Source organism: Stenotrophomonas sp. Ker107b (genome assembly GCF_053847245.1).
The window spans coordinates 1,838,367-1,862,964 of the sequence record NZ_JBSPHX010000001.1 but is presented as its reverse complement, the minus strand read 5'-3'; the positions used below and the strand labels follow the sequence as shown (position 1 = coordinate 1,862,964).

Genomic DNA, 24,598 nt, shown 5'->3' with positions numbered 1-24,598 from the left:
ATCTCTAAGCCGTGGAGGGCGGCGAAGTGAACAAGGCAGCGATCACTATCAAAGATGTCGCCCGTGAAGCCCGTGTCTCTGTTGCCACGGTCTCGCGCGCACTCAATGGCCATGAAAATGTTGCCGAGCCCGTGCGCAAGCTGGTGCTGGAGGTGGCGGCGCGTCTGCGCTACACCCCGCACGCAGCGGCCAGGAGCCTGAGCAGCCGACGGACCAACACCATTGGCGTGGTGTTGCCCGATCTCTATGGCGAATTCTTCTCCGAACTGATGCGCGGCATCGATGGGGTCGCCCGCGAGCGTCGCCAGCATCTGCTCGTGTCCAGTTACCACGGTGACCAGGAGCAGCAGGGCGCGGCCCTGCGTGCCATGCGCGGTCGTGTCGATGGGTTGCTGGTGCTCTCGCCATACGCCGAGAGCCCGGGTTTCCTCACCGACAACCTGCCGCAGTCGTTGCCCACGGTGCTGATCAATACCTATCTGCCCGAGCAGGATCATCCGGTGCTGAGCATCGATGACCATGCCGGTGCGATGACCATGACCCGCCACCTGCTGGACGTCGGGCATCGGCGCATCGCCTTCATTTCCGGTCCGGATCTCAACTACGACGCCCGTGAGCGCCTGCGCGGATTCCGCGATGCGCTGGCGGCCTTCGGCGATGCTGCCCAAGGTATCGAGTTGCCCGGTGACTTTGACGAAGCTTCCGGCCATCGCGCCGGACAGGAGTTGCTGGCAGCCGGCACGCTGCCCGATGCGGTGTTCGCCGCCAACGACATGATGGCGCTGGGGTGTCTGTATGCGTTCGCGCAGGCAGGTGTCCGTGTGCCGACCGATGTCGCCTTGGCGGGTTTCGATGACATTCCGCTGGCACGTTTCGTTCACCCATCGTTGACAACGATGCAGGTGAGTATCGCCGACCTCGGCGATAAGGCCGCGACGCGCCTGTTGCAGTTGATGGATGGCAAGAACACGGAAGGGGAGGGTGACAAGCAGACGCTCGTGCCGACCCTGATCGTGCGTGATTCAAGCAAGCCCAGAAACGAGCCGTAGGTCACGACCGTTGGTCATGACGCCTTAAAACAACGCAGTACATAAAACGACAGGGGCCGCAAAGACGGCCACCACCACCCGGAGAGTTACATGACGTATTCCAATCACCGCAATCGCGCACCCGCACGCAGCCTGTTGGCCAGCGCGCTGGTCACCTGCCTGATGCTCGGCGCCGCCCCGAGCGTCATGGCGCAGTCGGCCACCTCGTCGCTGCGCGGCCAGGTCGCCGATACCGCCGCCGGCACCGAGGTCACCGCGACCAACGTGGCCAGCGGCACCGTGCGCCGCGCCACCACCCGTGCCGATGGCAGCTACTCGCTGATGGGCCTGGACCCGGGCACCTACGACGTCGTGGCCAATGGCCAGACCCAGAAGGTGACGGTCACCGTGGCCTCGGCCGCGACCCTGAACTTCAGCGGCGCGCCGGCCAACGGCAGCACCGCCAACGCCACCAACCTGGACACGGTCAACGTGGTTGCGCCGACCCTGCTGCAGGAAGTGCGTACCTCCGAAGTGGGCAAGACCGTCAGCCTGCAGCAGATCCAGACCACCCCGCAGGTGTCGCGCAACTTCCTGGAATTCGCCGACGCGGTGCCGGGCCTGATCTTCACCCGTGATGCCAAGGGCAACACCTCCCTGCGTGGCGGTGCCACCAACTCCGATGGCACCAACGTCTACATCGACGGCGTGGGCCAGAAGAGCTACGTCAAGGGCGGCGGCGTGGCCGGCCAGTCCGGCAGCGCCGGCAACCCGTTCCCGCAGCTGGCGATCGGCGAATACAAGGTCATCAGCGGCAACTACAAGGCCGAGTACGGCCAGGTGTCGAGCGCGGCCGTGACCGCGGCCACCAAGTCCGGTACCAACGAGTTCAAGGGTGAAACCTTCTACCGTTACACCAACGAAGACATGCGCGCCAAGACCCCGGCCGAGCGCCAGGCTGGCCAGACGAAAGAGGCATCGGCCGAGAAGGAATACGGTTTTGCATTGGGTGGCCCGATCATCCAGGACAAGGCCCACTTCTTCGTGACCTATGAAGCCAAGCGCTTCGACCTGCCGGTCACCATCGCGCCTGACGGCGCGGTCGGCCGTGCTGCCGCGCTGCTGCCGCCGGAAGGCGCCGCCGGCCTCGGCCCGGCCAGCCAGCCGTTCCAGCAGGATCTGATCTTCGCCAAGGTCGACTTCGAGCCGACCGACAACGATCGCATCGAGCTGACCTTCCAGGACCGCGATGAAACCCAGTCGCAGTTCAGCGGCCAGACCGCGCCGGAAGCCGGCCGTGAAGTGGTCAACACCGACCGTCGTTACGCCCTGCGCTGGAACCACAGCGGCGAGCGTTACTACAACGAATTGATGGTCACCCACGAAGATTCGTTCAACAACCCGACCCCGCTGACCCTGGCCAACGGCATCACCTACACCGCACCGGACGGCACCGAAGACCGCACCGTGGTGAAGATCGGTGGCGCATCGGCGCTGGATTCGCAGGTGAAGGGCCAGAAGGGCTGGTCGATCGAAGACAACCTGACCCTGGATGGCATCCAGTGGGCGGGCGATCACACCATCAAGATGGGCGCCAAGTACAAGCAGATCGACCTGTATGCATCGGACGCTGCGCAGATCAACCCGACCTTCACCTACAGCCTGGGTGATCCGGACTTCCCGGATTCCATCCCGTACAAGGCGCAGTTCGTCAAGCCGGTGACCGGCGTGTCGGGCGTGTCGGGCGAAGTGCGTTCGAAGTCCAAGCAGATCGGCCTGTTCATCCAGGACGACTGGCAGGTCAACGACCACCTGCAGCTCAACCTCGGCCTGCGCTGGGACTACGAGAAGACCCCGTCCTACCTGGACTTCGTGACCCCGCAGCAGGTGGTCGATGCGATCTACTCGCAGGATCCGCGTGCGGCCGCTGGCCAGACCTACGCCGATTCGCTGGCGCTGGGTGGCCTGAACATCGGCGATTACATCAGCACTGGCCGCAACCGCAAGGCGTTCAAGGATGCCTGGCAGCCGCGCCTGGGCTTCTCGTATGACATCAACGCCGACGAGCAGCACGTGTTCCATGGTGGTGCCGGCCGTTCGTACGATCGCGATCTGTTCGACAACCTGCAGCTGGAAACCACCAAGCTGGCCCTGCCGCAGCCGACCATCTACTTCCGCAACCCGTCGACCGGTACCTGCATCAACGGCCAGGCCGCCTGCTATGACTGGAACCCGAACCTGCTCAACGGGATCGGCAACCTGCAGACCCTGGTCGGTTCGACCAGCAATGCCGGTCTGGAAGTCGATCTGCTGAACAACAACCTCAAGGTGCCGTACTCGGATCAGTTCAGCTTCGGCATGAGCAACCAGGTGGGTGAGTGGCTGACCGATGCCACCATCTCCCGCACCCTGAGCTACGACGGCTTCGCCTTCACCCTGGGCAACCGTTACCCGACCGGCCAGTTCTTCGATGACCCGCGCCTGTGCGGCGGCACCGACCCGGGCCTGAGCCAGGCCTGGAGCTGCAACGTGCCGGGCTTCGGCAGCCTGATCATCGGCCAGCAGGGCATCAAGACCCGTGCGACCCAGGTCCTGCTGTCGGCGCAGAAGCCGTTCACCCAGGAAAGCGGCTGGGGTACCTCGGTGGCCTACACCTGGACCACCGCGCGCCACAACCGCGACATCAACGAGAAGTACGCGTTCGACCGCGGCCTGATCGAAGATTATCCGACCATCCGTTCCAACGGCGCGCCGCGCCACCGCCTGGTGGTCACCGGTTCGTACGCGGGCTTCTGGGGCATCACCTTCGGTGGCAAGGTCACCTTGGCCACCCCGACCGCCGTCAACGACTGGTACCCGGTGCCGCAGGCCAGTGGCTTCGACCTGCCGACCCCGCAGGCGGCTGTGCCCAATGCCAATGGCAAGTTCCTGCTGGGTGGCAAGATCTTCGGCTACCGTTCGGTCGATCTGCAGGCCACCAAGACGTTCAAGATGGCGGGCGATACCGAGCTGTACGCGCGTCTGGACATCATCAACGTCTTCAACTTCGACAACTTCGCCACGTACAACTACGTCAAGAGCAACGGCAAGCTGCAGGCCAGCTACAACGAGACCGGCGATATCGTCGGTACGCCGCGCCAGGTGAAGGCCGAAGTCGGCTTCCGCTTCTGATGCAGCACACGGCCCCGTCTTCGGACGGGGCCGGTTTCACGGCAATGGCTGGCCTTCGGGCCAGTCCATTGTCCAGGCCGGTGCCACGGAGGGTGGCAGCGGCCTGGGCAATGACCGCGGCTTTGGACCACGCCTGCGTGGTTTTTTTAGGACGCGTTCTGTAAACGATTTCAGGTCATTGGACGTTATGCTTCCCAGTCACGAACAACGCACAAGGAGTTGGCCCATGCAGGCACGCCACCTGTTGACCGCTGCGACGATCAGTCTCGTCGCCGTTGCCTGCCAGCCGCAGGCCCAGCAGGAGCCGGCCAAGCCCAAGCCGCCCGTGATCCTGGTCGAGGCGGACGTGCCGCCGCGGCCGATGAAGCCGGAGCTGCCGCCGCTGTTTGACGATATCGAGCGCCGCACCTTCCAGTTCTTCTGGGATACCACCAACGAAGTGAACGGGCTCAGCCCGGACCGTTACCCGTCGCGTCCGTTCGCCAGCATCGCCTCGGTGGGCTACGCGCTGACCGCCTATCCGATCGGCATCGAGAACGGCTGGGTCAGCCGCAACCAGGCGATCGACCGCACCCTGCTGACGCTGAAGTTCTTCCGCGACCTGCCAATGGGCCCGCAGCGCACCGGCAAGGGCGGTTACAAAGGCTTCTACTACCACTTCCTGGACATGCAGGAAGGCCGTCGTTACGACAGCTGGGTGGAGCTGTCCAGCGTGGATACCGCGCTGTTGATGATGGGCGTGCTGTTCGCGCAGTCCTATTACGACGGTGACGACGCGCGCGAAAAAGAGATCCGCGAGATCGCCGATACGTTGTACAAGCGTGTGGACTGGCCGTGGCTGCAGCAGCGCGCGCCGCTGATCTCGATGGGCTGGTTCCCGGAGAGCGGCTTCATCGACCACGACTGGATGGGCTACAACGAGGCGATGATGGTCTACATCCTCGCGCTCGGCTCGCCGACCCACCCGGTCAGCCCGGACGCCTGGACGGTGTGGACGCGCACCTACGACAACGACTGGGGCGTCTACCAGGGCCAGGAATACCTGTCCTTCGGGCCGCTGTTCGGCCACCAGTACACGCATGTGTGGGTGGACTTCCGCGACATCCAGGATGCCTACATGCGCGAGCGGGGCAGCACCTACTTCCTCAACAGCCGTTCGGCCGCCCTGGCGCAGCGTGAGTACGCGATCGCCAACCCGATGAACTGGAAGGATTACGGCCAGAACGTGTGGGGCCTGACCGCCAGCGACGGCCCGCAGAACACCACCCAGGAATACCGTGGCGAGCAGCGCCAGTTCCGCCATTACTCCTCGCGCGGCGCCGGCCTGCGCGAGAACTTCGATGACGGCACCATCGCGCCGACCGCGGCGATCTCCTCGATCGTGTTCGCACCGGAAGAAGTCATTCCGGCCGCGGTGGAAATGCACAAGCGCTATGGCGATTACATCTATTCCAGCTACGGCTTCCTGGACTCGTTCAACCCGAGTTTCAACTACGACATCCCGATCAAGACCGGGCGCCTGGTGCCGGATCGCGGCTGGGTGGCCAGCGATTACATCGGTATCGACCAGGGCCCGATCCTGACCATGATCGCCAACTACCGGAACGATTTCGTCTGGGATGTGATGAAGAAGAATCCGCACATCCGCAAGGGCCTGGAGCGCGCCGGTTTCACCGGTGGCTGGCTGACGCCGGAAGGCGAGGATCAGCCGATGGAACTGCAGAAAGATGAAAAGGCGGCCTCGGCCCGCTCGGTCGGCATCGCCGAATCGCGCGCGGCGGCCGCCCAGGAACAGAAGAACAATTCCAATTCGAACCGCAACCAGCAGCAGGGGAAGTAAGCAGTGCCATTGTCGTCGCGCCCGAAGCTGGGGTTGAGTCTGTTGCTGCTGATTGCCGGCAGCCTGTTGTTGAGTGCCTGCCGGAAAGAACCGGAAGGGGTCACCGTACGTTTCTGGGCGATGGGCCGCGAGGCCGAGGTCGTCACCGGCCTGGTACGTGAGTTCGAGGCGGAAAATCCCGGCATCCATGTCGATGTGCAGAACATCCCGTGGACGGCCGCGCATGAAAAGCTGCTGACCGCGTTCGCCGCCGAAGGGCTGCCGGACGTGTGCCAGCTGGGCAACACGTGGATCCCCGAGTTCGCCGAACTCAACACCCTGACCCCGCTGCAGCCCTACGTGGCGCAGTCCAAGGTCGTGGACCCGGCCGACTACTTCCAGGGCATCTGGGATACCAACGTCATCCACGACGAACTGGTCGGGGTGCCGTGGTACGTGGATACGCGCCTGCTGTATTACCGCAAGGACCTGCTCGCCAAGGCCGGCTACGACCACCCGCCGCGTACCTGGGCCGAGTGGAACGAGATGATGGCGGCGATCAAGACGATGCAGGGCCCGAACCGCTACGCGGTGCTGATGCCGATCAACGAGTTCGAGCAGCAGCTGTCCTTCGCCCTCCAGCAGCCCGATCCGCTGCTGCGCGATGAAGACACCCGTGGCAATTTCAGCAGCCCGGGCTTCCGCAGGACGCTGGGCTTCTACGAGAACATGTTCGCGCAGGGCTGGGCCCCGCGCATGTCCGAGACGCAGATTTCCAACGTCTGGGACGAGTTCTTCCGTGGCTTCAACGTGTTCTACGTGTCCGGCCCCTGGAACATCCGCGAGTTCAAGAAGCTGCAGCCGAAGGAACTGGAAGGGCAGTGGGGCACCGCCGCACTGCCGGGTCCGGATGGCCCGGGTGCGGGCATCGCCGGCGGGACCAGCCTGGTGATCTTCCGTGATTCGAAGCAGAAAGAAGCGTCGTGGAAACTGATCGAGTTCCTCTCGCGCCCGGCGATCCAGGAGCGCTTCCATTCGATCATCGGCGACCTGCCGCCGCGGCGCAGCACCTGGGAATACCCCTCGCTGGCCAACGACCCATTGGCGCAGCCGTTCCGCGACCAGCTCGAGCGGGTCAAGCCGACCCCGAAGGTGCTGGAGTGGGAGCGGATCGCCCAGGAAATGCGGATCACCACCGAACAGGTGGTGCGTGGTGGCCTGGACCAGGATCAAGCAGTGAAAGAGCTGGACGAACGCGTGGACAAGGTCCTCGCCAAACGCCGCTGGATGCATGAGCAGCACCGGCAGGAATCTCCCGGGGCGAGCGACACGGCGCACTCCAGTGCGGTGGCTACGGAGGCGGCACCATGAAGCAGCGTTCGCTTGCCGGCTGGATGTTCGCCGGTCCGGCCATTCTGGTCATCGCCGTGTTCTTCGGCTTGCCGGTGTTCTCGGCGCTGGCGCTGAGCATCACCGATTTCGACCTGTACGCACTGGCCGACGGTGACAACCTGCGCTTCGTCGGCCTGGGCAACTACATCGATCTGCTGCAGACCCCGATGTTCTGGAAGTCGCTGTGGAATACCACGTACTTCGTGATCGTCGGTGTGCCGCTGTCGATCGCGGTGTCGTTGGGTGCGGCGATCCTGCTCAATGCACCGGCCGCCCGTTTCAAAGCGTTGTTCCGTACCGCGCTGTTCGCCCCGGTGGTGACCACCCTGGTCGCGGTGGCGGTGATCTGGCGTTACCTGTTCCATACCAGCTACGGCCTGGTGAACTATGGCCTGGGCCATCTGGGCATCAGCCCGATCGACTGGCTGGGCGACCCGAACTGGGCGATGCCGACCATCATGCTGTTCGCGGTGTGGAAGAACTTCGGCTACAACATGGTGATCTTCCTGGCCGGCCTGCAGGCGATCCCGCATGACCTGTATGAGGCCGCGCGTATCGATGGTGCCTCGCGCTGGAAGCAGTTCCTGCACATCACCCTGCCGATGCTCGGCCCGGTGCTGCTGGTGGTCGGTGTGATCACGGTGTCCGGCTACTTCCAGCTGTTTGCAGAGCCCTACGTGATGACGCGTGGCGACCCACTGCAGAGCACCGTCAGCGTGCTGTATTTCATGTTTGAAGAAGGCTTCAAGTGGTGGAACCTGGGGCGCGCCTCCGCGGTGGCGTTCCTGCTGTTCCTGATCATCCTGGGCGTGACCAGCATCATGCTGCGTTTCGGCCGCAAGAGGCAGTTGGTATGAGTCGTGAAATCGGTCAATCGCGCTGGCATGCCTGGTGGGTCAATGGTGGCCTGCTTGTGCTCGCCGTCCTGAGCCTGGCGCCGTTGTTGTGGATGCTGTCGGTGTCGTTCATGCCGACCGGCGAGGCGGCGCATTTCCCGCCGCCGCTGCTGCCGTCCTCGCTGACCACCGCGAACTACCATGAGTTGTTCGCGCGCACCGGCATGGCCAACAACTTCGTCAACAGCCTGATGGTGTCGCTGGCGATCACCTTCGGCTCGCTGCTGCTCAATACCATGGCCGGCTATGCCTTCGCCAAGCTGCGCTTCGCCGGCCGCGAGCGCATCTTCCAGCTGCTGCTGGCCGCGCTGGTGATCCCGGCGCAGGTGGCGATGCTGCCGCTGTTCCTGCTGATGAAGCAGCTGGGCCTGGTCAACAACTTCGGCGGCGTGATCGTGCCGGCGCTGGCGACGGTGTTCGGCATCTTCCTGGTCCGCCAGTACGCCCGCTCGATCCCGGACGAGCTGCTGGAAGCGGCCCGCATCGACGGGGCAGGGGAGTTGCGGATCTTCTTCCAGATCGTGCTGCCGATGCTCAAGCCGGTGCTCGTGACCCTGTCGATCTTCACCTTCATGGCCGCCTGGAACGATTTCATGTGGCCCTTGATCGTGTTGACCGACCAGGAGCACTACACTCTCCCGGTGGCCCTGGCCACGCTCTCGCGCGAGCACATCATGGACGTTGAAATGATGATGGCCGGCGCGGTGGTCACGGTGGTTCCGGTGCTGCTGCTGTTCCTGGCATTGCAGCGTTATTACATCCAAGGTCTGTTGCTGGGGAGTGTCAAAGGGTGAAGCATGCCGTCGTCGCGGTGGGTCTGGGTCTGGTCTGGTCACTGGCGGCCTCAGCCGCACCGCCGGCGACGCCGGTGTTGCCCGCACCCAAGGTGCTGGACAGCTTCGATGACATGACCCCGTGGAAGCTGGTCGTCTCCGATCAGGTCAGCGGCTCGCTGCGCAGCGTGGCCGGTAGTGGCGGTGGCCGCGCGCTGTGTGTGGATTACGACTTCCACAACGTGTCCGGCTACGTCGGCATCCGCCGCGAGCTGGGCATCCAGTACCCGGAGAATTACCAGTTCGGCTTCCAGCTGCGCGGCGATTCCCCGGGCAACGATCTGCAGTTCAAGCTGATCGATGCCAGCGGCGACAACGTGTGGTGGGTCAACCGCCCCGGTTATGCCTTCCCCAAGGCCTGGACGGCCGTGCAGTACCGCAAGCGCCAGATCGACAAGGCCTGGGGTCCGGAGACCGACAAAACGCTCAAGCGCAGCGCCGCGGTGGAATTCACGATCTACAGCAAGGTCGGCGGCAAGGGCACGGTCTGTTTCGACCGGCTCACGCTGCAGGGCCTGCCCGCCGCTGACACCTCCTCGCTGAGCCCATCGGTGATCGCCGATACCGCCACTGCGCTGCAGAACCGCATCGTCGACGGCAAGCCGGACACGGTCTGGATCAGTGGCGGCGTGGCCGAGCAGACCATCAGCCTGGACCTGCACAAGGTGCGCGAGTTTGGCGGGGCGGTGATCGAATGGCTGCCCGGGCTGGAGGCCACGCGTTACGTGGTGCGTTCGTCGGCCGACGGCCGCACCTGGAACACGGTGCGCGAGGTGACCGCCGGTGGGGGTGCCCGCGACTGGCTGGCGCTGCCGGATACGGAGGCGCGCTACCTGCGCTTCGACCTCAAGGGCGGCCCGAGCTGGCGCTACGGTATCCGTGACATCACGCTCAAACCGCTCGACTTCGCTGCAACCCCGAATGATTTCGTCCGTTCGGTCGGTGCCGACCTGCCGCGCGGTTCGGTGCCCCGCGGTTTCACCGGGGAGCAGCCGTACTGGACGCTGCTCGGACTGGATGGCGGCCGCGAGCAGGCGCTGATTGGCGAAGACGGTGCGCTGGAAGTGGCCAAGTCCAGCTTCAGCGTGGAGCCGTTCGTGCTGGTCGACAACAAGCTGCTGAGCTGGGCCGACGTCAAGACCAGCCAATCGCTGCAGGACGATTACCTGCCGATCGCCAACGTCGGTTGGAGCCACGACAAGGCTGGCCTGCAGGTGACCGGCTTCGTGCAGGGCACGCCGGACAACGCGCAGCTGGTCGGTCGTTACACCCTGCGCAACCCGGACAAGGTCGCCCACGAGTACACCCTGGCCCTGGCTGTGCGCCCATGGCAGGTGAACCCGCCGACCCAGTTCCTCAATACCGTCGGCGGCGTCAGCCCGATCAACAACCTGTCCTTCGACCCGACCCATGTCGACGTCAACGGCACGCCGCGGCTGTACCCGGCGCAGGCACCGGACGTGGCGTTCGCTACCGCGTTCGACAGCAAGCTCGACGTGGTGCACCTGGCCAGTGGCAAGCTGCCGGCGACCACCGAGGTCAAGGATGTCACGGGCCTGGCGTCAGGCGCGCTGCTGTACCGCTGGAAGCTGGAGCCCGGCCAGAGCCGCGAGGTGGCCATCGTGCTGCCGCAGACCGGCAACTGGGTGATGCCCAAGGCCTTCGATGCAGCCAAGGCACAACAGCAGGTCGCCTCGATGTGGCGGACCAAGCTGGACCAGGTGACACTGCAGGTCCCCGCGGCCGGCAAGCCGCTGGCCGATACGCTGCGCACCTCGCTGGCGCACATGCTGATCTCGCGCATCGGCCCCAGCCTGCAGCCGGGCACGCGTTCGTATTCGCGCAGCTGGATCCGCGATGGCGCAATGATTTCCGAAGGCCTGCTGCGCATGGGGCGCAGCGATGCGGTGCGCCAGTACGTGAACTGGTATGCGCCGTATCAGTTCGACAATGGCAAGGTGCCGTGCTGCGTGGATTCGCGCGGCAGCGACCCGGTGCCGGAAAACGACAGCCACGGCGAGCTGATCTTCAACATTGCCGAATACTGGCGCTACACCGGTGACACCACCTTCCTGGAGGTGATGTGGCCGCACGTGCAGGGCGCCTACCAGTACATGGAGCAGCTGCGTCTGAGCGAACGCACCGAAGAAAACCGTGCGCGCAACCCCGCGTTCTACGGGATGATGCCGGTCTCGATCAGCCACGAAGGCTATTCGGCCAAGCCGATGCATTCGTACTGGGACAACTTCTGGGCCCTGCGCGGCTACAAGGACGCGGCGATCATCGCCAGCACGCTCGGCAAGGCCGAGGCAATGCAGATCAGCGCGTCGCGCGATCAGTTCCGTGACGACCTGCAGGCGTCGCTGCTGGCGGCGACCGCGCAGCACAAGATCGACTACCTGCCCGGTTCGGCCGAGCTGGGCGATTTCGACGCGACCTCGACCACCATCGCACTGGCGCCGGCCGGTGAGCAGGGGCGCCTGCCGCAGCCCTACTTGAACAACACCTTCGAGCGCTACTGGAGCGAATTCGAAGCGCGCCGCGATGGCAAGCGCGAGTGGAAGGACTACACCCCGTACGAGTGGCGCAACGTGGCCGCCTTCGTGCGCCTGGGCTGGCGCGACCGCGCCTGGCAGGCGACCGAGTTCTTCTTCAAGGACCGTGCACCGCAGCCGTGGAACCAGTGGGCCGAAGTGGTCTCGCGCACGCCGCGCAAACCGTTCTTCCTGGGTGACTTGCCCCACGCCTGGGTGGCCTCGGACTTCGTGCGTTCGGCATTGGACATGTTCGCCTACAGCCGCGACATCGATGACAGCCTGGTGCTGGCCGCCGGCGTGCCGTCGCGCTGGCTGGAAGGCAAGGGTGTTGGCGTGCAGGGCCTGCGCACCCCGAACGGGCAGCTCAACTACGCGCTGATCCGCAACGACAAACAGCTCACCCTGACCGTGTCGGCCGGCCTGGTGCCGCCGGCCGGTGGCGTGGTGCTGCCGTGGCCCTACAGCGGCGAGCCGGGCGCCACCACCGTCAATGGTGAGCCGGCGGAATGGGTGGGCGGCGAACTGCGCGTGATGCAGGTGCCGGCCAAGGTCGAGATCGAGATTCCGGCGGCGGTACGCCGCGCGGAACGCAAGGCACCGTAATGCGGCAGATGACGATGATGAGGCGCGGCCTGCTGGCCGCCGCGCTGGCGTTGGCGCCGTTGATGGCGCTGGCGCAGGGCGATAGGGCAGGACAGGAGATGACCATGGTCACCTTCAACCTGCACCACGACCGCGAAGACTGGCCGGCCCGCCGGCAGGTGATCCTGCGCGAGCTGCAGGCACTCAAGCCCGACGCGATCGCCCTGCAGGAAGTGATCCAGAAGCCCCACGTGCGTAACCAGGCCGCATGGCTGGCGCGCAAGCTGGGCTACGACTATCAGTTCGTCTCCACCGATCCGCCGGGCCGCTTCAAGCGCTATGGCAACGCCCTGCTGACCCGCCGGCCGGTGCTGTCGCGCAACGATCATCTGCTGGCGCCGCTGGGCGACTACCGCACCGTGGCGCATCTGCGCATCGATGTGGACGGGCGCCCGGTCAATGTCTATGCCACGCACTTGAACGAGCGGTCGGACGAGGCCGGCAGCCGCATTCGCAGTGAGCAGGTGGCAGATCTGTTGACGTTCATTGCCCAGACCGCGGCGGATGCGCCGGTGGTGGTGGCGGGTGACTTCAACGCGCTGGTGGACGCCGGGGACCTGAGCGAGCTGCGCAATCACTACGGCGACAGCTATGGCAGCGTGCACGTCAACAACGAGCTGGCCCAGGTCAGTACGCTGAACCGGCATTACTACGAGGCACCCTCGCGCATCGACCACATCTTCTTCCAGCAGGATCGACTGCTTGCCCGTGAGGCGAAGATCCTGTTCGACCAGCCGTACGCCGACGGCCGCTGGGCTTCGGATCATTACGGCGTGTGGACCCGGCTGCAGTTCGCGCCGGCCACCGGGAACGCCGGCGCGACGACGCCCTGAAGCATGCGCCGCGTCGTCGGTGACGGCGTAGCGCGCGAATGGCCGCATCCACGCATGGCGTGGATCTGCATTTGATGTCTCCCGTGCAGGATCCACGCGTGGCGTGGGTCTACCCTTGTTGCGTCCGATGGCCTGTGTAGATCCACGCCATGCGTAGATTGCTCTCAGTGCCGCCCTCATGACCGCCTGACGCACGCCGCTGCCTGCGCCATCCAGCCCCCCCAAACGCAGACAGCGGCCCGAGGGCCGCTGTCTGTTTGTTGCGTCACTCACTCAGGATCAGAACGTGTCTTTCTTTTCCTGGTCGGCCTTGTCGCCTTCCTCGGCCTGCGGGGCATCGGTCGGGATGTCCTCGCGGGCTTCGGCCTGCGCGGCCTGTTCGGCAGCGTTGGTCGCCGCCGGGGTTTCGCTGGCGGCCGAACCGAACAGCTGACCGTTGTGCACGACCGGGCCGGCCGGGGCCGATTCGGCGCGGGCCTGCGGGGCTGCCGGCTGTGCCGGGGCCTGGGTCGCATCGACGGCATCCAGCATGCTGGTCTGCACCGGTGCGACGGTCGGCTCCTTCACTTCCTGCGTTGCGGTCTCAACGACCGGGGCCGCCGGAGCAGCTACCGGAGCCGGAGCCGCCGGAGCAGCCACCGGGGCCGGAGCAGCCAGCGGGGCCGGAGCAGCCAGCGGGGCCGGGGCGGTCGCCGCCGGAGCAGCGACCGGAGCCGGAGCCACCGGAGCAGCGACCGGAGCCGGAGCTACCGGAGCAGCAACCGGAGCCGGGGCGGCCGGTGCAGCAACCGGGGCCGGAGCCACCGGAGCAGCGACCGGGGCCGGAGCCACCGGAGCAGCGACCGGAGCCGGAGCCACCGGAGCAGCGACCGGGGCCGGAGCCGCCGGAGCAGCGACCGGGGCCGGAGCCGCCGGAGCGGCCACCGGAGCCGGCCTCGGGCTTTCCACGAACGGCACCGGGTCGTTATAGGAGGCCGGGGCCTTCTCAGCGATCGGCTCGACGGCCGGGGCAGCGGCCTTCTCGACGACCGGCGTCGGGGCCTTCTCGGCCACCGGTGCAGCCACCGGGGCCGGGGTCGGCTCGGCATGACCAGCGGTCACGACCGGGCTGCTGACCACGGCGACCGGAGCGGCGGCAGCAACTGCCGCCACCGGGGCCGGGCGCGGGGCCTGGACCGGTGCGGGGGCAGCGGCCGGCGCGTTGCCGGATTCGTCGTCGAACTCGAACTCCGGCTGCGGCTGACCATTGTTGGCCACCTGACGCTCGGCCGGGGCAGCGTTGCCGCTGTCCTGATCGCCATCCTGATCGTCGCCATCGTCATCCAGACCGTTGTCATCACCGTTCAGGCCATCGCCGCCGGCAGCCTGCTCGCCATTGCCACGACGACGACGACGGCCGCCGCGACGACCGCGACGACGGCGCGAGGCGCCTTCACCGGTACCGTCTTCGGCATTGGCCGGCGCATCACCCTGTTCGGTGGCGTCGGTGTCGCTCAGCTGTGCATCCTCGGCCGGGGCGGCCTTGGCCGTTTCCTGAGCGTGGGCGGCCGGCGCGACGGCATCGGTGGCGACCACGGCCGCCGCAGCGATCACGGCGGCGTCGGCAGCGACCGGTGCAGCGGTGGTCGGCTTCGGTGCATCGGCCTGTGGCTGACGCGCGGGCTTCTCGCTCACGGCCGGCTTGTCGCCGTCGTTCTGCTGCGGCTTGGCCTGGCCATTCTGGCCCTGCTTCTGCTTCAGCTTCGGCTGCTGCTGGTCATTGCGCGGTTCATTGCGCGGCTTGGCCGGCTGCTGCTCGTTGCGCGGCTTGCCCTGGGCGGGTGCCTGCACCTGTGCCGCATTGCCATTGGCCGGTGCGGCCGCGCTGTCCTGGCGGCGCTCGTCGCGACGCTCGCCCTTCGGGCCGCGTTCGCCACGCTCACCACGGTCCTTGCCACGGCCCTGCGCCTGCGCGTTGCCGTTGCCACCACGTTCGCCACGCTCATCGCGGCGACCGTTGCGGTCCTTGCCGTTGCGATCCTTGTTGCGACCGTTGCGGTTGCCGTCCTGGCCCGAGCGGTTGCTCGGCTGCGGTGCGGCGGCCGGGGCCGGTTCGCCACCGAAGATGCGCTTGAGCCAACCCACCACGCCGGTTGCCGCCGGGGCGGCCACGGGGGCGGCGACCGGGGCCGGTGCGGCTTCCGGTTCCGGCGCTTCGCGCACCGGGGCCGGCTGGCTGTGCTTGACCTGGGTCACCACCGGGGCGACCGGGATGTTCAGCTGGGCCTTGGTCAGTGCATGCACCGGCAGCTTGCGCGGGGTACCGCGCTGGTAGCTCGGCTTGCCGCTTTCTTCGCCCAGCTCGTTCTCACGCAGGCGGGTCACTTCGTAATGCGGGGTGTGCAGCTGCTCGTCGGCGACGATCACGATCGGCGCGTCATGGCGCTGTTCGATCTCGCGCAGCGCGCTGCGCTTTTCGTTGAGCAGGTAATTGGCGATCTCGACCGGGGCCTGGACCAGCACCTGCCCGGTGTTCTCCTTCATCGCATGCTCTTCAGCCACGCGGATGATGGAGAGCGACAGCGACTCGACGCTGCGCATGCGGCCATGGCCGTCGCAACGCGGGCAGACGATCTGGCTCGATTCACCCAGGCTCGGACGCAGGCGCTGGCGGCTCATTTCCATCAGGCCGAAGCGCGAGATGCGGCCCAGCTGCACGCGCGCACGGTCGTACTTGAGTGCGTTCTGCAGACGGTTCTCGACTTCGCGCTGGTGCTTGTTGGAGGCCATGTCGATGAAATCGATGACCACCAGGCCACCCAGATCGCGCAGGCGCAGCTGGCGGGCCACTTCTTCAGCCGCTTCCAGGTTGGTCTGGAAGGCGGTGTCCTCGATGTCGCTGCCCTTCGTGGCGCGCGAGGAGTTCACGTCGATGGCGGTCAGCGCTTCGGTCTGGTCGACCACGATCGAGCCGCCCGACGGCAGGCGGACGTTGCGTTCATACGCGCCTTCGATCTGCGATTCGATCTGGAAGCGATTGAACAGCGGGATGTCGTCCTTGTAATGCTTGAGCTTGCGCAGGGTCTGCGGCATCACCTGCTGCATGAACTCCTGGGCGGTCTCGTACAGCTCTTCGGTGTCCACCAGGATCTCGCCGACATCGGCGCGCAGGTAGTCACGCAGGGCGCGCACGATCAGGCGCGATTCCTGGTAGATCAGGAACGAGGCCGGCTTGGTCAGTGCCGCTTCGGCGATCGACTTCCAGACCTGCAGCAGGTAATCCAGATCCCACTGCAGCTCTTCGGCATCGCGGCCGACGCCGGCGGTGCGGATGATCACGCCCATGTCGTCGGGGATGTTCAGCTTGTCCAGCGCTTCTTTCAGCGCGGCGCGGTCTTCGCCCTCGATGCGACGCGAGACGCCACCGGCGCTCGGCGAGTTCGGCATCAGGACCATGTAGCGGCCGGCCAGCGAGATGAACGTGGTCAGGGCCGCGCCCTTGTTGCCGCGCTCTTCCTTGTCCACCTGGACCACGACTTCCTGGCCCTCACGCAGCAGCTCGCGGATGCCGGCCTTGTTGTGGTCGACGCCTGCCTGGAAGTAATCGCGGGAGATTTCCTTCAGCGGCAGGAAGCCATGGCGCTCACCGCCGTATTCGACGAAGGCCGCTTCCAGTGAAGGCTCAAGGCGCGTGATGCGACCCTTGTAGATGTTCGACTTTTTCTGTTCCTTGGACGGCTGTTCGATGTCGATGTCGTACAGCGTCTGGCCATCCACGATGGCTACCCGCAGCTCTTCAGCCTGCGTGGCATTGATCAGCATTCGCTTCATTCTTGCGTTCCTCGCGCGCTGCTACCGCGCGGAACGCCATGGGGTTTCGCTTCTGGTCACGCTTCACCGCCCATCGCGCATGCGCGGGGAGGGCGGTTTGGGTTTCCAGCGCTACAACACCACGGCAGGCCGCGGGAGCGCTTCATTTGTTTTGGTTTGGGTGTAACGGGGCCGGAGGCAGCTTTCAGCCAGGCTGGAGCGCCACAGGGACATGTTCAGCGCGAATGCGTGTCAGACATCCGGCGATGGCCGGGACCGCCGGTGAGCCGCTAACATGGCCGCCCCGGGGGCGGTGGCTGCGCACTGTGCCGGAATCGCGGGAAGTCGGGCTTCTGGCCCAGAGCAACTTCCAACGAAATCAATCCCTTATCTCGCCCGCCGAGTGTAACAGAATAAAAGGCCAATGACCGTTACCGAGCCCACCCCCAAAGCCGCTGAAGCCATGACCAGCGTACGTATCATCACTGTCCCGGCCGATCGCGCCGGGCAACGCCTGGACAACTTCCTGCTCGGCCAGCTCAAGGGTGCACCGCGCAGCCTGATCTACAAGCTCGTCCGCAGTGGCCAGGTCCGCGTCAACGGCGGCCGCGCCAAGGCCGAGCGCAAGCTCGAAGGCGGCGACGAAGTCCGGGTCCCGCCGGTCCGCCTCAACGAGGAGGGCGACAAAGCCGGCCCGCCCGCTGCGTTCATGAAACGGCTGCAAGATGCCATCGTGTTCGAAGACGATCGGCTGCTGGCGCTGAATAAGCCGTCGGGCGTGGCCAGCCACGGCGGCAGCGGCATCAGCTTCGGCGCGATCGAAACGCTGCGCGCCCTGCGCCCGGGCAAGACCCTGGAGCTGGTGCATCGGCTGGACCGCGATACCTCGGGCCTGCTGATCGTGGCCAAGAAGCGCTCGGCGCTGAGCGAGCTGCAGGCGCTGCTGCGTGAAGACCACGGCGCCGGCATCCGCAAGCGTTACCTGACCCTGCTGGCCGGCCGGATGCCCGATGGCACCATGACCGTGGATGCCCCGCTGCACGTGGGTCTGCGCCAGGGTGGGGAGCGGCATGTGCAGGTCAATCCGATCGGCAAGGAGTCGATCAGCCACTTCAAGGTGCTGGAGCGCAAGGGCGGGCATTCGTACTGCGAAGTGCGCATCGAGACCGGTCGCACCCACCAGATCCGCGTGCATGCCCAGCACCTGGGTCATCCGGTGGCAGGTGACGACAAATACGGCGATCCTGACGTCAACAAGCGGCTTCGTGAGCAGATCGGCCTGAAACGACTGTTCCTGCACGCGGCCTCGCTGGAGTTCGCGCTGGATGCGGGCAAGACGCCGTACCTGATCAATGCACCGCTGGCCGAGGAGCTGGTCGAGGTGTTGAACCGGTTGAAGTAAGCGCCGGCCAGCGGCCGGCACTACCGGGCGGTGCGACCCGACGCCGACGTTATCGGGTGACAGGGCCCGGCGTTATCGGGGTAGAGCCCGGGCCGTCACCATTTGAACAACACCAGGCTGATCGCCAGGCTGCCCATGCCGGCCACCAGGCCGTACACGGTCTCGTGGCCCTTGGCATAGCGCTTGGCGGCCGGTAGCAGTTCATCCAGGGCCAGGAACACCATCACCCCGGAAATGATGCCGAATACCCAGCCGAAGGTGGCGTGGTTGAGCACCCCGGACAGGGCTACATACCCGATCGCCGCGCCGATCGGTTCGGCCAGGCCGGACAGCAGGCTGGCGCCGAACGCATAGAACTTGTTCTGCGTGGCGAAATACACCGGGACCGCGATCGCGATGCCCTCGGGGATGTTGTGGATGGCGATGGCGAAGGCCAGCGGCATGCCCACCGACGGGCTTTCCAGTGTGGCGAAGAACGTGGCCAGGCCCTCGGGGAAGTTGTGCGCGGTGATCGCCACCGCCGTCAGCAGGCCGACCCGCTTGATGTAGGCCTTGTTGTTGTCGCGGAACAGCGGATCCTGTTTGTCCAGGCTTTCGTGCGGGTTCGGGATCAGATGGTCGATCACCACGATCAGCAGCACGCCGACCAGGAAGGCCGCCGTGCCATAGGCAAAGCCCATCCGGGCGTCGTAAGCCTGGGTGAACGAGTCGATCGCCTTGTTGAGGATCTCGGTCAGCGAGACGAAGACCATCGCGCCACCGGCGAAGGCCAGTCCGAACGCCAGCAGGCGCGGGTTGGGCCGGCGCGAGAACAGCACCATCAGGCTGCCCAGCGCGGTGGCCAGGCCGGCGGCCAGGGTGACCGCCAGGGCGATCCATACGTTTTCACTGGAAATATCAGGCATCCGCCAACGCGTCCTTGTACGAGAAAAGTGCGCCATGCGATCCCAACCTCCGCACCGGACCGCTCAAATGCGGTGCTGCGTGGGGGCGGTGTTCACCGGGCGCGTGGCGACGCGTTGATCCGACGGGCGCCTTGACGATCCATGATGCGCGGTTTGCGGCGGCTGACCTCAACACAACGCGGCGATCAGCCGCCGCGACGCAGCCGTTCTTCGACCGCGAAGCACTGGTCGGGCTTGGGCTGCGGCGGGTTGAAGCTGACCGGCACCTGGATCGTGGTCGGGACCGTCTGCCCGGCGCGGGTGGCCGCCTTGAACTGCCAGGCCTGTACGGCCTTCTGCGCCTGCTCGTCGAGCTGGGCGTTGCCGCTGCCGCTGGCGAGCTGGACCTGGCTGGGCTGGCCGTCGGCGGCAATGGTCACCTTGAAGGTGCTGGTGCCGCCGATCCCCTGGCAGGCCAGTTCGATCGGGTACTCCGGCGGCGGCGTTTTGACCGCGGCGACCTCGGTGGGCGCCGCGACCGGGGCGGCCGGTTCGGCGGGTGTCTTGTTGCACCCGGCCAAGGCGGCCAGGGCAAGGCTGGACAGCACGATGTACTGCAGTTTCATGGGCTTACTCCGTCAGGGCCGAGGCTTTCGCCGCGCAGATGAAGTCGTTCTCGCTCAGGCCGCCCACATCGTGGGTGGAAAAGCGCACCACGGCGCGGTCGTAATGCACGCCCAGATCCGGGTGGTGGTCTTCACGATGGGCCACCCAGGCGAGCGCGTTCACGAAGGCCATGGTGCCGTGGTAGTTGTCGAAGCGGAAGGTGCGGGTCAGCGCCTGCCCGGCCTCGGCCAGCTCCCAGCCGGGAATCTGGGCCAGCAGCTCGGTGACCCGGGCGGTGCCGAGCTTGTGGTCGCTGCCTTTGCGCGGCACGCAATGGGCTTGCGCCAGCGGAATCAGGTCGGCCATGGGTTCCTCCACATCTGTATGACTGAACAATGCGCGGTCCGGTGTATAAACCGAATGAGCGCATCACAAGGGATTGGCTAGAATAGCCCGATGATCCAGATATCCGACACTGCCCAATCCTATTTCCGCAAGCTGATCGAACGTGAGGCCGTGCCCGGCATGGGTGTGCGCCTGACCGCCGTCGATGCGGGTACCCCGCGCGCCGATGCCCGCCTGGAGTTCGCTGATCCCAGTGAACTGCTGGGTGATGAGTGGGCGGTGGACTGCGATGGCTTCACCCTCTACGTGGCCGCCACCAGTGTGGCCTGGGTCGATGGCGCCGAGATCGATTTCGTCACCAATCCCACCGGCAGCCAGCAGTTGACCATCAAGGCGCCGAAGATCAAGGGCGAGGCGCCGACCGAAGGCTCCTCGCTGGTCGAGCGCGTGCGCTGGGTAGTGGAGAACGAAGTCAATCCACAGCTGGCGTCGCACGGTGGCAAAGTCGCGGTGCAGGAAGTTTCCGCCGATGGCGTCGTGCTGCTGCGGTTCGGCGGCGGCTGCCAGGGCTGCGGCATGGCCGATGTCACGCTCAAGCAGGGGATTGAAAAGACCCTGATGGGGCGGGTGCCGGGCATCACTGCGGTGCGCGATGCGACCGACCACGAGAGTGGCGACGCGCCGTACATTCCCCGCGGCACGGCAGCCTGATCCCGCTGCGTGCCACTGCGCCGGGCTGACGACATCCTCGAGTGGCTGCTGGCACGCCAGCCGGACAAACGCTTTCTTGAAAAAACCACGGGCCTGCCTTATGGGTGGGGCCTGTGGCTGCGTGCGTTGTCACCGTTGCCGCGGCCGTTCCGGGCCAGCGAAATGCTGGCCGATCTCACCCAGCGCGAGCCGGTACCGCAGGGCGGGCGCCTGCCCGAACTGAGTTTCGTCCAGGCGATGCGTCGCCTGCTCTGGCAGGGCTGGGATCCGGCGCCGCGCGATCAGCGCTGGATGCGCTGGACCTCCGCGGTGATCAGCGCGTTGCTGCATCTGATGTTCGCCCTGTTGCTGCTGTGGGTCGCCTTGATCCGGCCGCCGAGTGAACCGGAGCAGGGCGCTGAGAGTGGTCGCGTGCAGGTCGCGTTTGTCGGCCGTGGCACGCCGCAACAGGAAGAGGGGGGCCAGCCGCCCGCGGCCGAACCGGCCTCCGCCGAGGCCGCCATCGCAGCCGCGATGGCCAATGCCCAGGCGATGGCCCAGGCCGAAGCCGATGCGCGCGAGCCGTCCGCGTCGGCGCCGCAGTCCTCCGCCACGCCCGCGCCGCCCAGCGAACCACAGCCGGCCCCTCCCTCGCCAGCGACACCGGCGGTGGAGCAGCCAGTCCAGGCAACGGATGTGGCCCAGGCGACGACCGATTTCGTGGTGCCGCCCACCAGCGTGCCCCGCACCGAGGTGCGCGTGGTCACGCGTGATCCGCAGGACATCGCGGTGCGCGAGCGCACCGTGGTCACCGTGGAAGCGCCGACGCCACGCAGCAACGTACCGACGCCGCGCGCAGTGGAGCCGCAACTGCGCACACCCGACGTGAGCGTGCAGGAACGCCAGGTTGTCGTCATCGAGGCGCCGACACCGACTGTCACGGTGCCGGGCCCACAGGTGGATCCCAGCATTCGGCAGCGCGAGCTGCAGGTGCGCGAGCGCGAGGTCCGACCGGTCACCGCGCCGGCGGTGACGGTCGCCACGCTGCCCACGCGCGAGGTGACCGTGCCGGGCCGATCGCCGGAGGTCGCCGTACGCGAACGTGCCGTACCCAATGCCGCACCGCGCCCGTCGCCACCGTCGCCGGCCGCGCCGAGCAGCACGGCGGCGGCATCGGCGCCTTCCACTCCCCCAGGCGCCACCCGTGCGCCCGGCAACCGCGCGTCGACCCCGGCCGGTTCGCCCGCCAGCCAGGCGGCAGCGGCCCCGGGCAACTGGGCAACTCCCAACCGGGCGGACGACTGGGGTGCGGCCAATCATCCGCAGGATGCCGATCTCAACGGGCGGGCGGTCAGCGCGACCGGCAAGAGCGGCGGCAGTCTGTTCAATGCCGATGGCAGCGTGCGCGTGCCAGGGCAGGCGGGAACCAGCAACACCGAGCGCGGTGCACCCGGCGGCGAGAAAGACGGCTGGAGCAAGGAGCGCATTGCGCAGTCCGGCACCTGGCTCAAGCGTCCACCCTATGACTACACCCCGACCTCGTTCGACAAGTACTGGGCGCCCAACGAATCGCTGCTGGCCGAATGGGTCCGCAAGGGCATCAAGGCGGTCGAGATCCCGATCCCGGGCACGAGCTCGACAATCTCCTGCGTGATTTCCGTCCTGCAGTTCGGTGGCGGGTGCGGCCTGAGTGATCCGAACATGCAGGATCAGCCCGCCATCGCGCGGCCGCCGCCGGACATTCCGTTCAAGAAAGAACTGCAGGAAGACAACGGCAGCCGATGAGGCTGCGCCTCATCGGCGGGTAGTGCCACCCCATGGGTGGCTGCCCTAGGGCCAGGTATCAGGCGTCACAGCAAAGCATGGCGTGGCCCTACCCGGACATGGGGTTACGGCGTGGCGGCGTCCTGCTCCAGTTCCACGTCTGCATCGCGCAGTGCCACGAATGCCCAGAACGGCACGTTGCTCTCACTCCAGTAACGGCTGGCTTCGTCCAGGACATCCAGCAACGTGTCGAAGTCCGCGCCGGCATCGCTGCGCAGGGCATCGGCATCGCTGAAGAACAGCGCATAGCCGTTGGCCGGCAGCCAGGCCAGGTCGCGCAGGTTGTCGGTCAGCGCATCCCAGTTGCCGCCAAAGCCGGTTGGAAAATCCAGGCGGGCGGCCAGCCGCATCAGCAGCGTGCGTTTGTCGTGGCAGCCGTCCAGGTCGATCTGGATCACGCGCAGGCCGGCATCGCGCATCGCGGCCGACAAGGGGGCGACATCGTCATTGCCGATCGCATAGATGCCGGCGTTGTTGATGTCGTGCAGGCCCAACTCGAATCCGTCATGCGTCATTGCCAGCTCCCGGCAGGTGGAACGTCGAAACTACGGAACGTTTCATAGTGATCATCGGTGTAGAACCAGCCAGTAGGGGGTGTGCCGCCGGTGACGATGCGCCGTGCGCCGCGATTGCCGGCACCGGGCGTGTCCACCGTGTATTCGTGGTAGTAGCCGCGCGGCCGCTGCGGCAGGCGTTGTTCGCGGTTGCTGAAAATGCTGCCGTCCTGCCGGTGCGGGAACGGGCCCCCGCGCTGGATCAGCGCGATGGTGTCGCGCGCCTCGGCGGGCAGGAACGGGGGCAGGGGATCGCGCGCTGCCTTGGCCGATGCCGGCGATGACGTCGCTGCACCGGCGGCCGGCGCCGTATCCGGTTGCGTCAGCGATGGCGCGAACTGCGGCGCCGGCGGGCGTTGGGCCAGCTTGATGGCGGCCAAGCCACCGACCAGCAGCACGATGGCGATCAACAACAGCAGCGGCTTGCGCATGAGGGGCCAGGAGGGATGAGCGAGGCGACTACTCTACTGCGATCACCGGTCTGCACGGTGAGGCGCAGCCGAACAGGCGTGCTCCGGTGCACGTGGGCCTGCGGCACCTGCGCGTCACCGTCACTTTCGCGTAACGATCCCCACACGCGATCGACCACGCAGGACGAAGTTTCCTTTACATGGCCCTTGGTAAGCTTATCGGCCATCCCCATCATCGACTCCGCAACGCCCGGTCTTTGCCGGGTGAGTGAGCTACCAGGAGAACCACATGGCCTATACCCTCCCCAAGCTGTCCTACGCCTACGACGCGCTCGAGCCGCATATCGACGCAGCGACGATGGAAATCCACCACACCAAGCATCACCAGACGTACATCAACAACGTCAACGCCGCGCTGGAAGGCACCGAGTTCGCCGACCTGCCGGTGGAAGAACTGGTCAAGAAGACCAAGTCCCTTCCGGAAAATCTGCAGGGCGTCGTGCGCAACAACGGCGGCGGCCATGCCAACCACACCCTGTTCTGGACCGTGATGTCGCCCAACGGCGGTGGCGCTCCGGTAGGCGACGTGGCCAAGGCGATCGATTCGCAGCTGGGCGGCCTGGAAAAGTTCAAGGAAGCCTTCACCAAGGCGGCCCTGACCCGTTTCGGCAGCGGCTGGGCCTGGCTGAGCGTCACCCCGGACAAGAAGGTCGTGGTGGAAAGCAGCGCCAACCAGGACAGCCCGCTGATGGACGGCAACACGCCGATCCTGGCGCTGGACGTGTGGGAACACGCGTACTACCTGAAGTATCAGAACCGTCGCCCGGACTACATCGGCGCGTTCTTCAACGTCGTCGACTGGAATGAAGTCGAGCGTCGTTACCAGGACGCCATTGCCTGATCGGCAAGGTCACCTGACACACGAACGGCCAGGCAGCGATGC

Annotated in this window: 18 protein-coding genes; 12 read left to right on the top strand and 6 right to left on the bottom strand. The window is 66.2% G+C overall.

The window, feature by feature from the left end:
* The first annotated feature begins 11 nt into the window (after positions 1-11).
* From ACWV8V_RS08445 to ACWV8V_RS08410, 8 genes are all read left to right on the top strand, one after another.
* The gene (locus ACWV8V_RS08445) at positions 12-1,049 is read left to right on the top strand and encodes a LacI family DNA-binding transcriptional regulator (protein WP_123730754.1); all 1,038 of its coding nucleotides are present in this window, start codon (positions 12-14) and stop codon (positions 1,047-1,049) included.
* Between the two features lie 90 nt (positions 1,050-1,139).
* On the top strand, positions 1,140-4,199 hold the full coding sequence (locus ACWV8V_RS08440) for a TonB-dependent receptor (RefSeq protein WP_455899453.1): 3,060 nt from the start codon (positions 1,140-1,142) through the stop codon (positions 4,197-4,199).
* A gap of 226 nt (positions 4,200-4,425) precedes the next feature.
* Complete coding sequence (locus ACWV8V_RS08435) at positions 4,426-6,039, top strand: glucoamylase family protein (protein ID WP_259261537.1); 1,614 nt, start codon at positions 4,426-4,428, stop codon at positions 6,037-6,039.
* Positions 6,040-6,066: 27 nt separating this feature from the next.
* Positions 6,067-7,389 carry a sugar ABC transporter substrate-binding protein gene (locus tag ACWV8V_RS08430; protein WP_455899625.1) on the top strand — a complete coding sequence of 441 codons (1,323 nt, stop codon included), beginning with the start codon at positions 6,067-6,069 and terminating at the stop codon, positions 7,387-7,389.
* Entirely contained in the window at positions 7,386-8,267 is an 882-nt protein-coding gene (locus ACWV8V_RS08425; RefSeq protein WP_123730758.1) for a carbohydrate ABC transporter permease, read from the top strand. The genes ACWV8V_RS08430 and ACWV8V_RS08425 overlap by 4 nt, the downstream gene beginning before the upstream one ends.
* The gene (locus tag ACWV8V_RS08420; RefSeq protein ID WP_176989448.1) at positions 8,264-9,100 is read left to right on the top strand and encodes a carbohydrate ABC transporter permease; all 837 of its coding nucleotides are present in this window, start codon (positions 8,264-8,266) and stop codon (positions 9,098-9,100) included. Before ACWV8V_RS08425 ends, ACWV8V_RS08420 begins: the two co-directional genes overlap by 4 nt.
* Positions 9,097-12,279 (top strand): discoidin domain-containing protein, encoded by a 3,183-nt coding sequence (locus ACWV8V_RS08415; protein WP_455899452.1) that lies wholly within the window; start codon positions 9,097-9,099, stop codon positions 12,277-12,279. The genes ACWV8V_RS08420 and ACWV8V_RS08415 overlap by 4 nt, the downstream gene beginning before the upstream one ends.
* 62 nt (positions 12,280-12,341) lie before the next feature.
* On the top strand, positions 12,342-13,151 hold the full coding sequence (locus tag ACWV8V_RS08410) for an endonuclease/exonuclease/phosphatase family protein (RefSeq protein WP_455899624.1): 810 nt from the start codon (positions 12,342-12,344) through the stop codon (positions 13,149-13,151).
* A gap of 279 nt (positions 13,152-13,430) precedes the next feature.
* Here ACWV8V_RS08410 and ACWV8V_RS08405 read toward each other — a convergent pair whose 3' ends face one another.
* Complete coding sequence (locus ACWV8V_RS08405) at positions 13,431-16,961, bottom strand: Rne/Rng family ribonuclease (protein WP_259261540.1); 3,531 nt, start codon at positions 16,959-16,961, stop codon at positions 13,431-13,433.
* A 403-nt stretch (positions 16,962-17,364) separates the two neighbouring features.
* Here ACWV8V_RS08405 and ACWV8V_RS08400 point away from each other — a divergent pair, with 403 nt between their 5' ends.
* Complete coding sequence (locus tag ACWV8V_RS08400) at positions 17,365-18,342, top strand: RluA family pseudouridine synthase (protein WP_429000566.1); 978 nt, start codon at positions 17,365-17,367, stop codon at positions 18,340-18,342.
* Between the two features lie 95 nt (positions 18,343-18,437).
* Here the strand turns inward: ACWV8V_RS08400 and zupT are convergent, their stop codons facing one another.
* The 3 genes from zupT to ACWV8V_RS08385 all read right to left on the bottom strand — a co-directional run bounded on the left by zupT (position 18,438) and on the right by ACWV8V_RS08385 (position 20,198).
* Positions 18,438-19,247 (bottom strand): zinc transporter ZupT, encoded by an 810-nt coding sequence (zupT, locus tag ACWV8V_RS08395; protein WP_259261542.1) that lies wholly within the window; start codon positions 19,245-19,247, stop codon positions 18,438-18,440.
* Positions 19,248-19,432: 185 nt separating this feature from the next.
* The gene (locus tag ACWV8V_RS08390; RefSeq protein ID WP_123730764.1) at positions 19,433-19,852 is read right to left on the bottom strand and encodes an energy transducer TonB; all 420 of its coding nucleotides are present in this window, start codon (positions 19,850-19,852) and stop codon (positions 19,433-19,435) included.
* Positions 19,853-19,856: 4 nt separating this feature from the next.
* Complete coding sequence (locus ACWV8V_RS08385) at positions 19,857-20,198, bottom strand: 4a-hydroxytetrahydrobiopterin dehydratase (RefSeq protein ID WP_019182889.1); 342 nt, start codon at positions 20,196-20,198, stop codon at positions 19,857-19,859.
* Positions 20,199-20,288: 90 nt separating this feature from the next.
* Here ACWV8V_RS08385 and ACWV8V_RS08380 point away from each other — a divergent pair, with 90 nt between their 5' ends.
* Both ACWV8V_RS08380 and ACWV8V_RS08375 read left to right on the top strand, forming a co-directional pair.
* On the top strand, positions 20,289-20,888 hold the full coding sequence (locus ACWV8V_RS08380) for an NfuA family Fe-S biogenesis protein (RefSeq protein WP_455899451.1): 600 nt from the start codon (positions 20,289-20,291) through the stop codon (positions 20,886-20,888).
* A gap of 9 nt (positions 20,889-20,897) precedes the next feature.
* Entirely contained in the window at positions 20,898-22,652 is a 1,755-nt protein-coding gene (locus ACWV8V_RS08375; protein WP_455899450.1) for a hypothetical protein, read from the top strand.
* A 104-nt stretch (positions 22,653-22,756) separates the two neighbouring features.
* Here ACWV8V_RS08375 and ACWV8V_RS08370 read toward each other — a convergent pair whose 3' ends face one another.
* Positions 22,757-23,206, bottom strand: a complete 450-nt coding sequence (locus ACWV8V_RS08370; RefSeq protein ID WP_259261545.1) for a barstar family protein — start codon at positions 23,204-23,206, stop codon at positions 22,757-22,759.
* Positions 23,203-23,676 carry a ribonuclease domain-containing protein gene (locus ACWV8V_RS08365; RefSeq protein WP_259261546.1) on the bottom strand — a complete coding sequence of 158 codons (474 nt, stop codon included), beginning with the start codon at positions 23,674-23,676 and terminating at the stop codon, positions 23,203-23,205. The genes ACWV8V_RS08370 and ACWV8V_RS08365 overlap by 4 nt, the downstream gene beginning before the upstream one ends.
* A 268-nt stretch (positions 23,677-23,944) precedes the next feature.
* On the opposite strand from ACWV8V_RS08365, the gene ACWV8V_RS08360 reads away from it, so the two are divergent.
* Complete coding sequence (locus ACWV8V_RS08360) at positions 23,945-24,556, top strand: superoxide dismutase (RefSeq protein WP_455899449.1); 612 nt, start codon at positions 23,945-23,947, stop codon at positions 24,554-24,556.
* Positions 24,557-24,598: the final 42 nt, after the last annotated feature.

Excerpts from the sequence above, each read along its gene's own strand:
- ACWV8V_RS08365 (WP_259261546.1), bottom strand. The coding sequence starts at position 23,676 with ATGCGCAAGCCGCTGCTGTTGTTGATCGCCATCGTGCTGCTGGTCGGT.
- ACWV8V_RS08425 (WP_123730758.1), top strand. The coding sequence starts at position 7,386 with ATGAAGCAGCGTTCGCTTGCCGGCTGGATGTTCGCCGGTCCGGCCATT.
- ACWV8V_RS08380 (WP_455899451.1), top strand. The coding sequence starts at position 20,289 with ATGATCCAGATATCCGACACTGCCCAATCCTATTTCCGCAAGCTGATC.
- ACWV8V_RS08400 (WP_429000566.1), top strand. The coding sequence starts at position 17,365 with ATGACCGTTACCGAGCCCACCCCCAAAGCCGCTGAAGCCATGACCAGC.
- ACWV8V_RS08420 (WP_176989448.1), top strand. The coding sequence starts at position 8,264 with ATGAGTCGTGAAATCGGTCAATCGCGCTGGCATGCCTGGTGGGTCAAT.
- ACWV8V_RS08440 (WP_455899453.1), top strand. The coding sequence starts at position 1,140 with ATGACGTATTCCAATCACCGCAATCGCGCACCCGCACGCAGCCTGTTG.
- ACWV8V_RS08360 (WP_455899449.1), top strand. The coding sequence starts at position 23,945 with ATGGCCTATACCCTCCCCAAGCTGTCCTACGCCTACGACGCGCTCGAG.
- ACWV8V_RS08390 (WP_123730764.1), bottom strand. The coding sequence starts at position 19,852 with ATGAAACTGCAGTACATCGTGCTGTCCAGCCTTGCCCTGGCCGCCTTG.
- zupT (WP_259261542.1), bottom strand. The coding sequence starts at position 19,247 with ATGCCTGATATTTCCAGTGAAAACGTATGGATCGCCCTGGCGGTCACC.
- ACWV8V_RS08370 (WP_259261545.1), bottom strand. The coding sequence starts at position 23,206 with ATGACGCATGACGGATTCGAGTTGGGCCTGCACGACATCAACAACGCC.
- ACWV8V_RS08410 (WP_455899624.1), top strand. The coding sequence starts at position 12,342 with ATGGCGCTGGCGCAGGGCGATAGGGCAGGACAGGAGATGACCATGGTC.
- ACWV8V_RS08405 (WP_259261540.1), bottom strand. The coding sequence starts at position 16,961 with ATGAAGCGAATGCTGATCAATGCCACGCAGGCTGAAGAGCTGCGGGTA.
- ACWV8V_RS08385 (WP_019182889.1), bottom strand. The coding sequence starts at position 20,198 with ATGGCCGACCTGATTCCGCTGGCGCAAGCCCATTGCGTGCCGCGCAAA.
- ACWV8V_RS08435 (WP_259261537.1), top strand. The coding sequence starts at position 4,426 with ATGCAGGCACGCCACCTGTTGACCGCTGCGACGATCAGTCTCGTCGCC.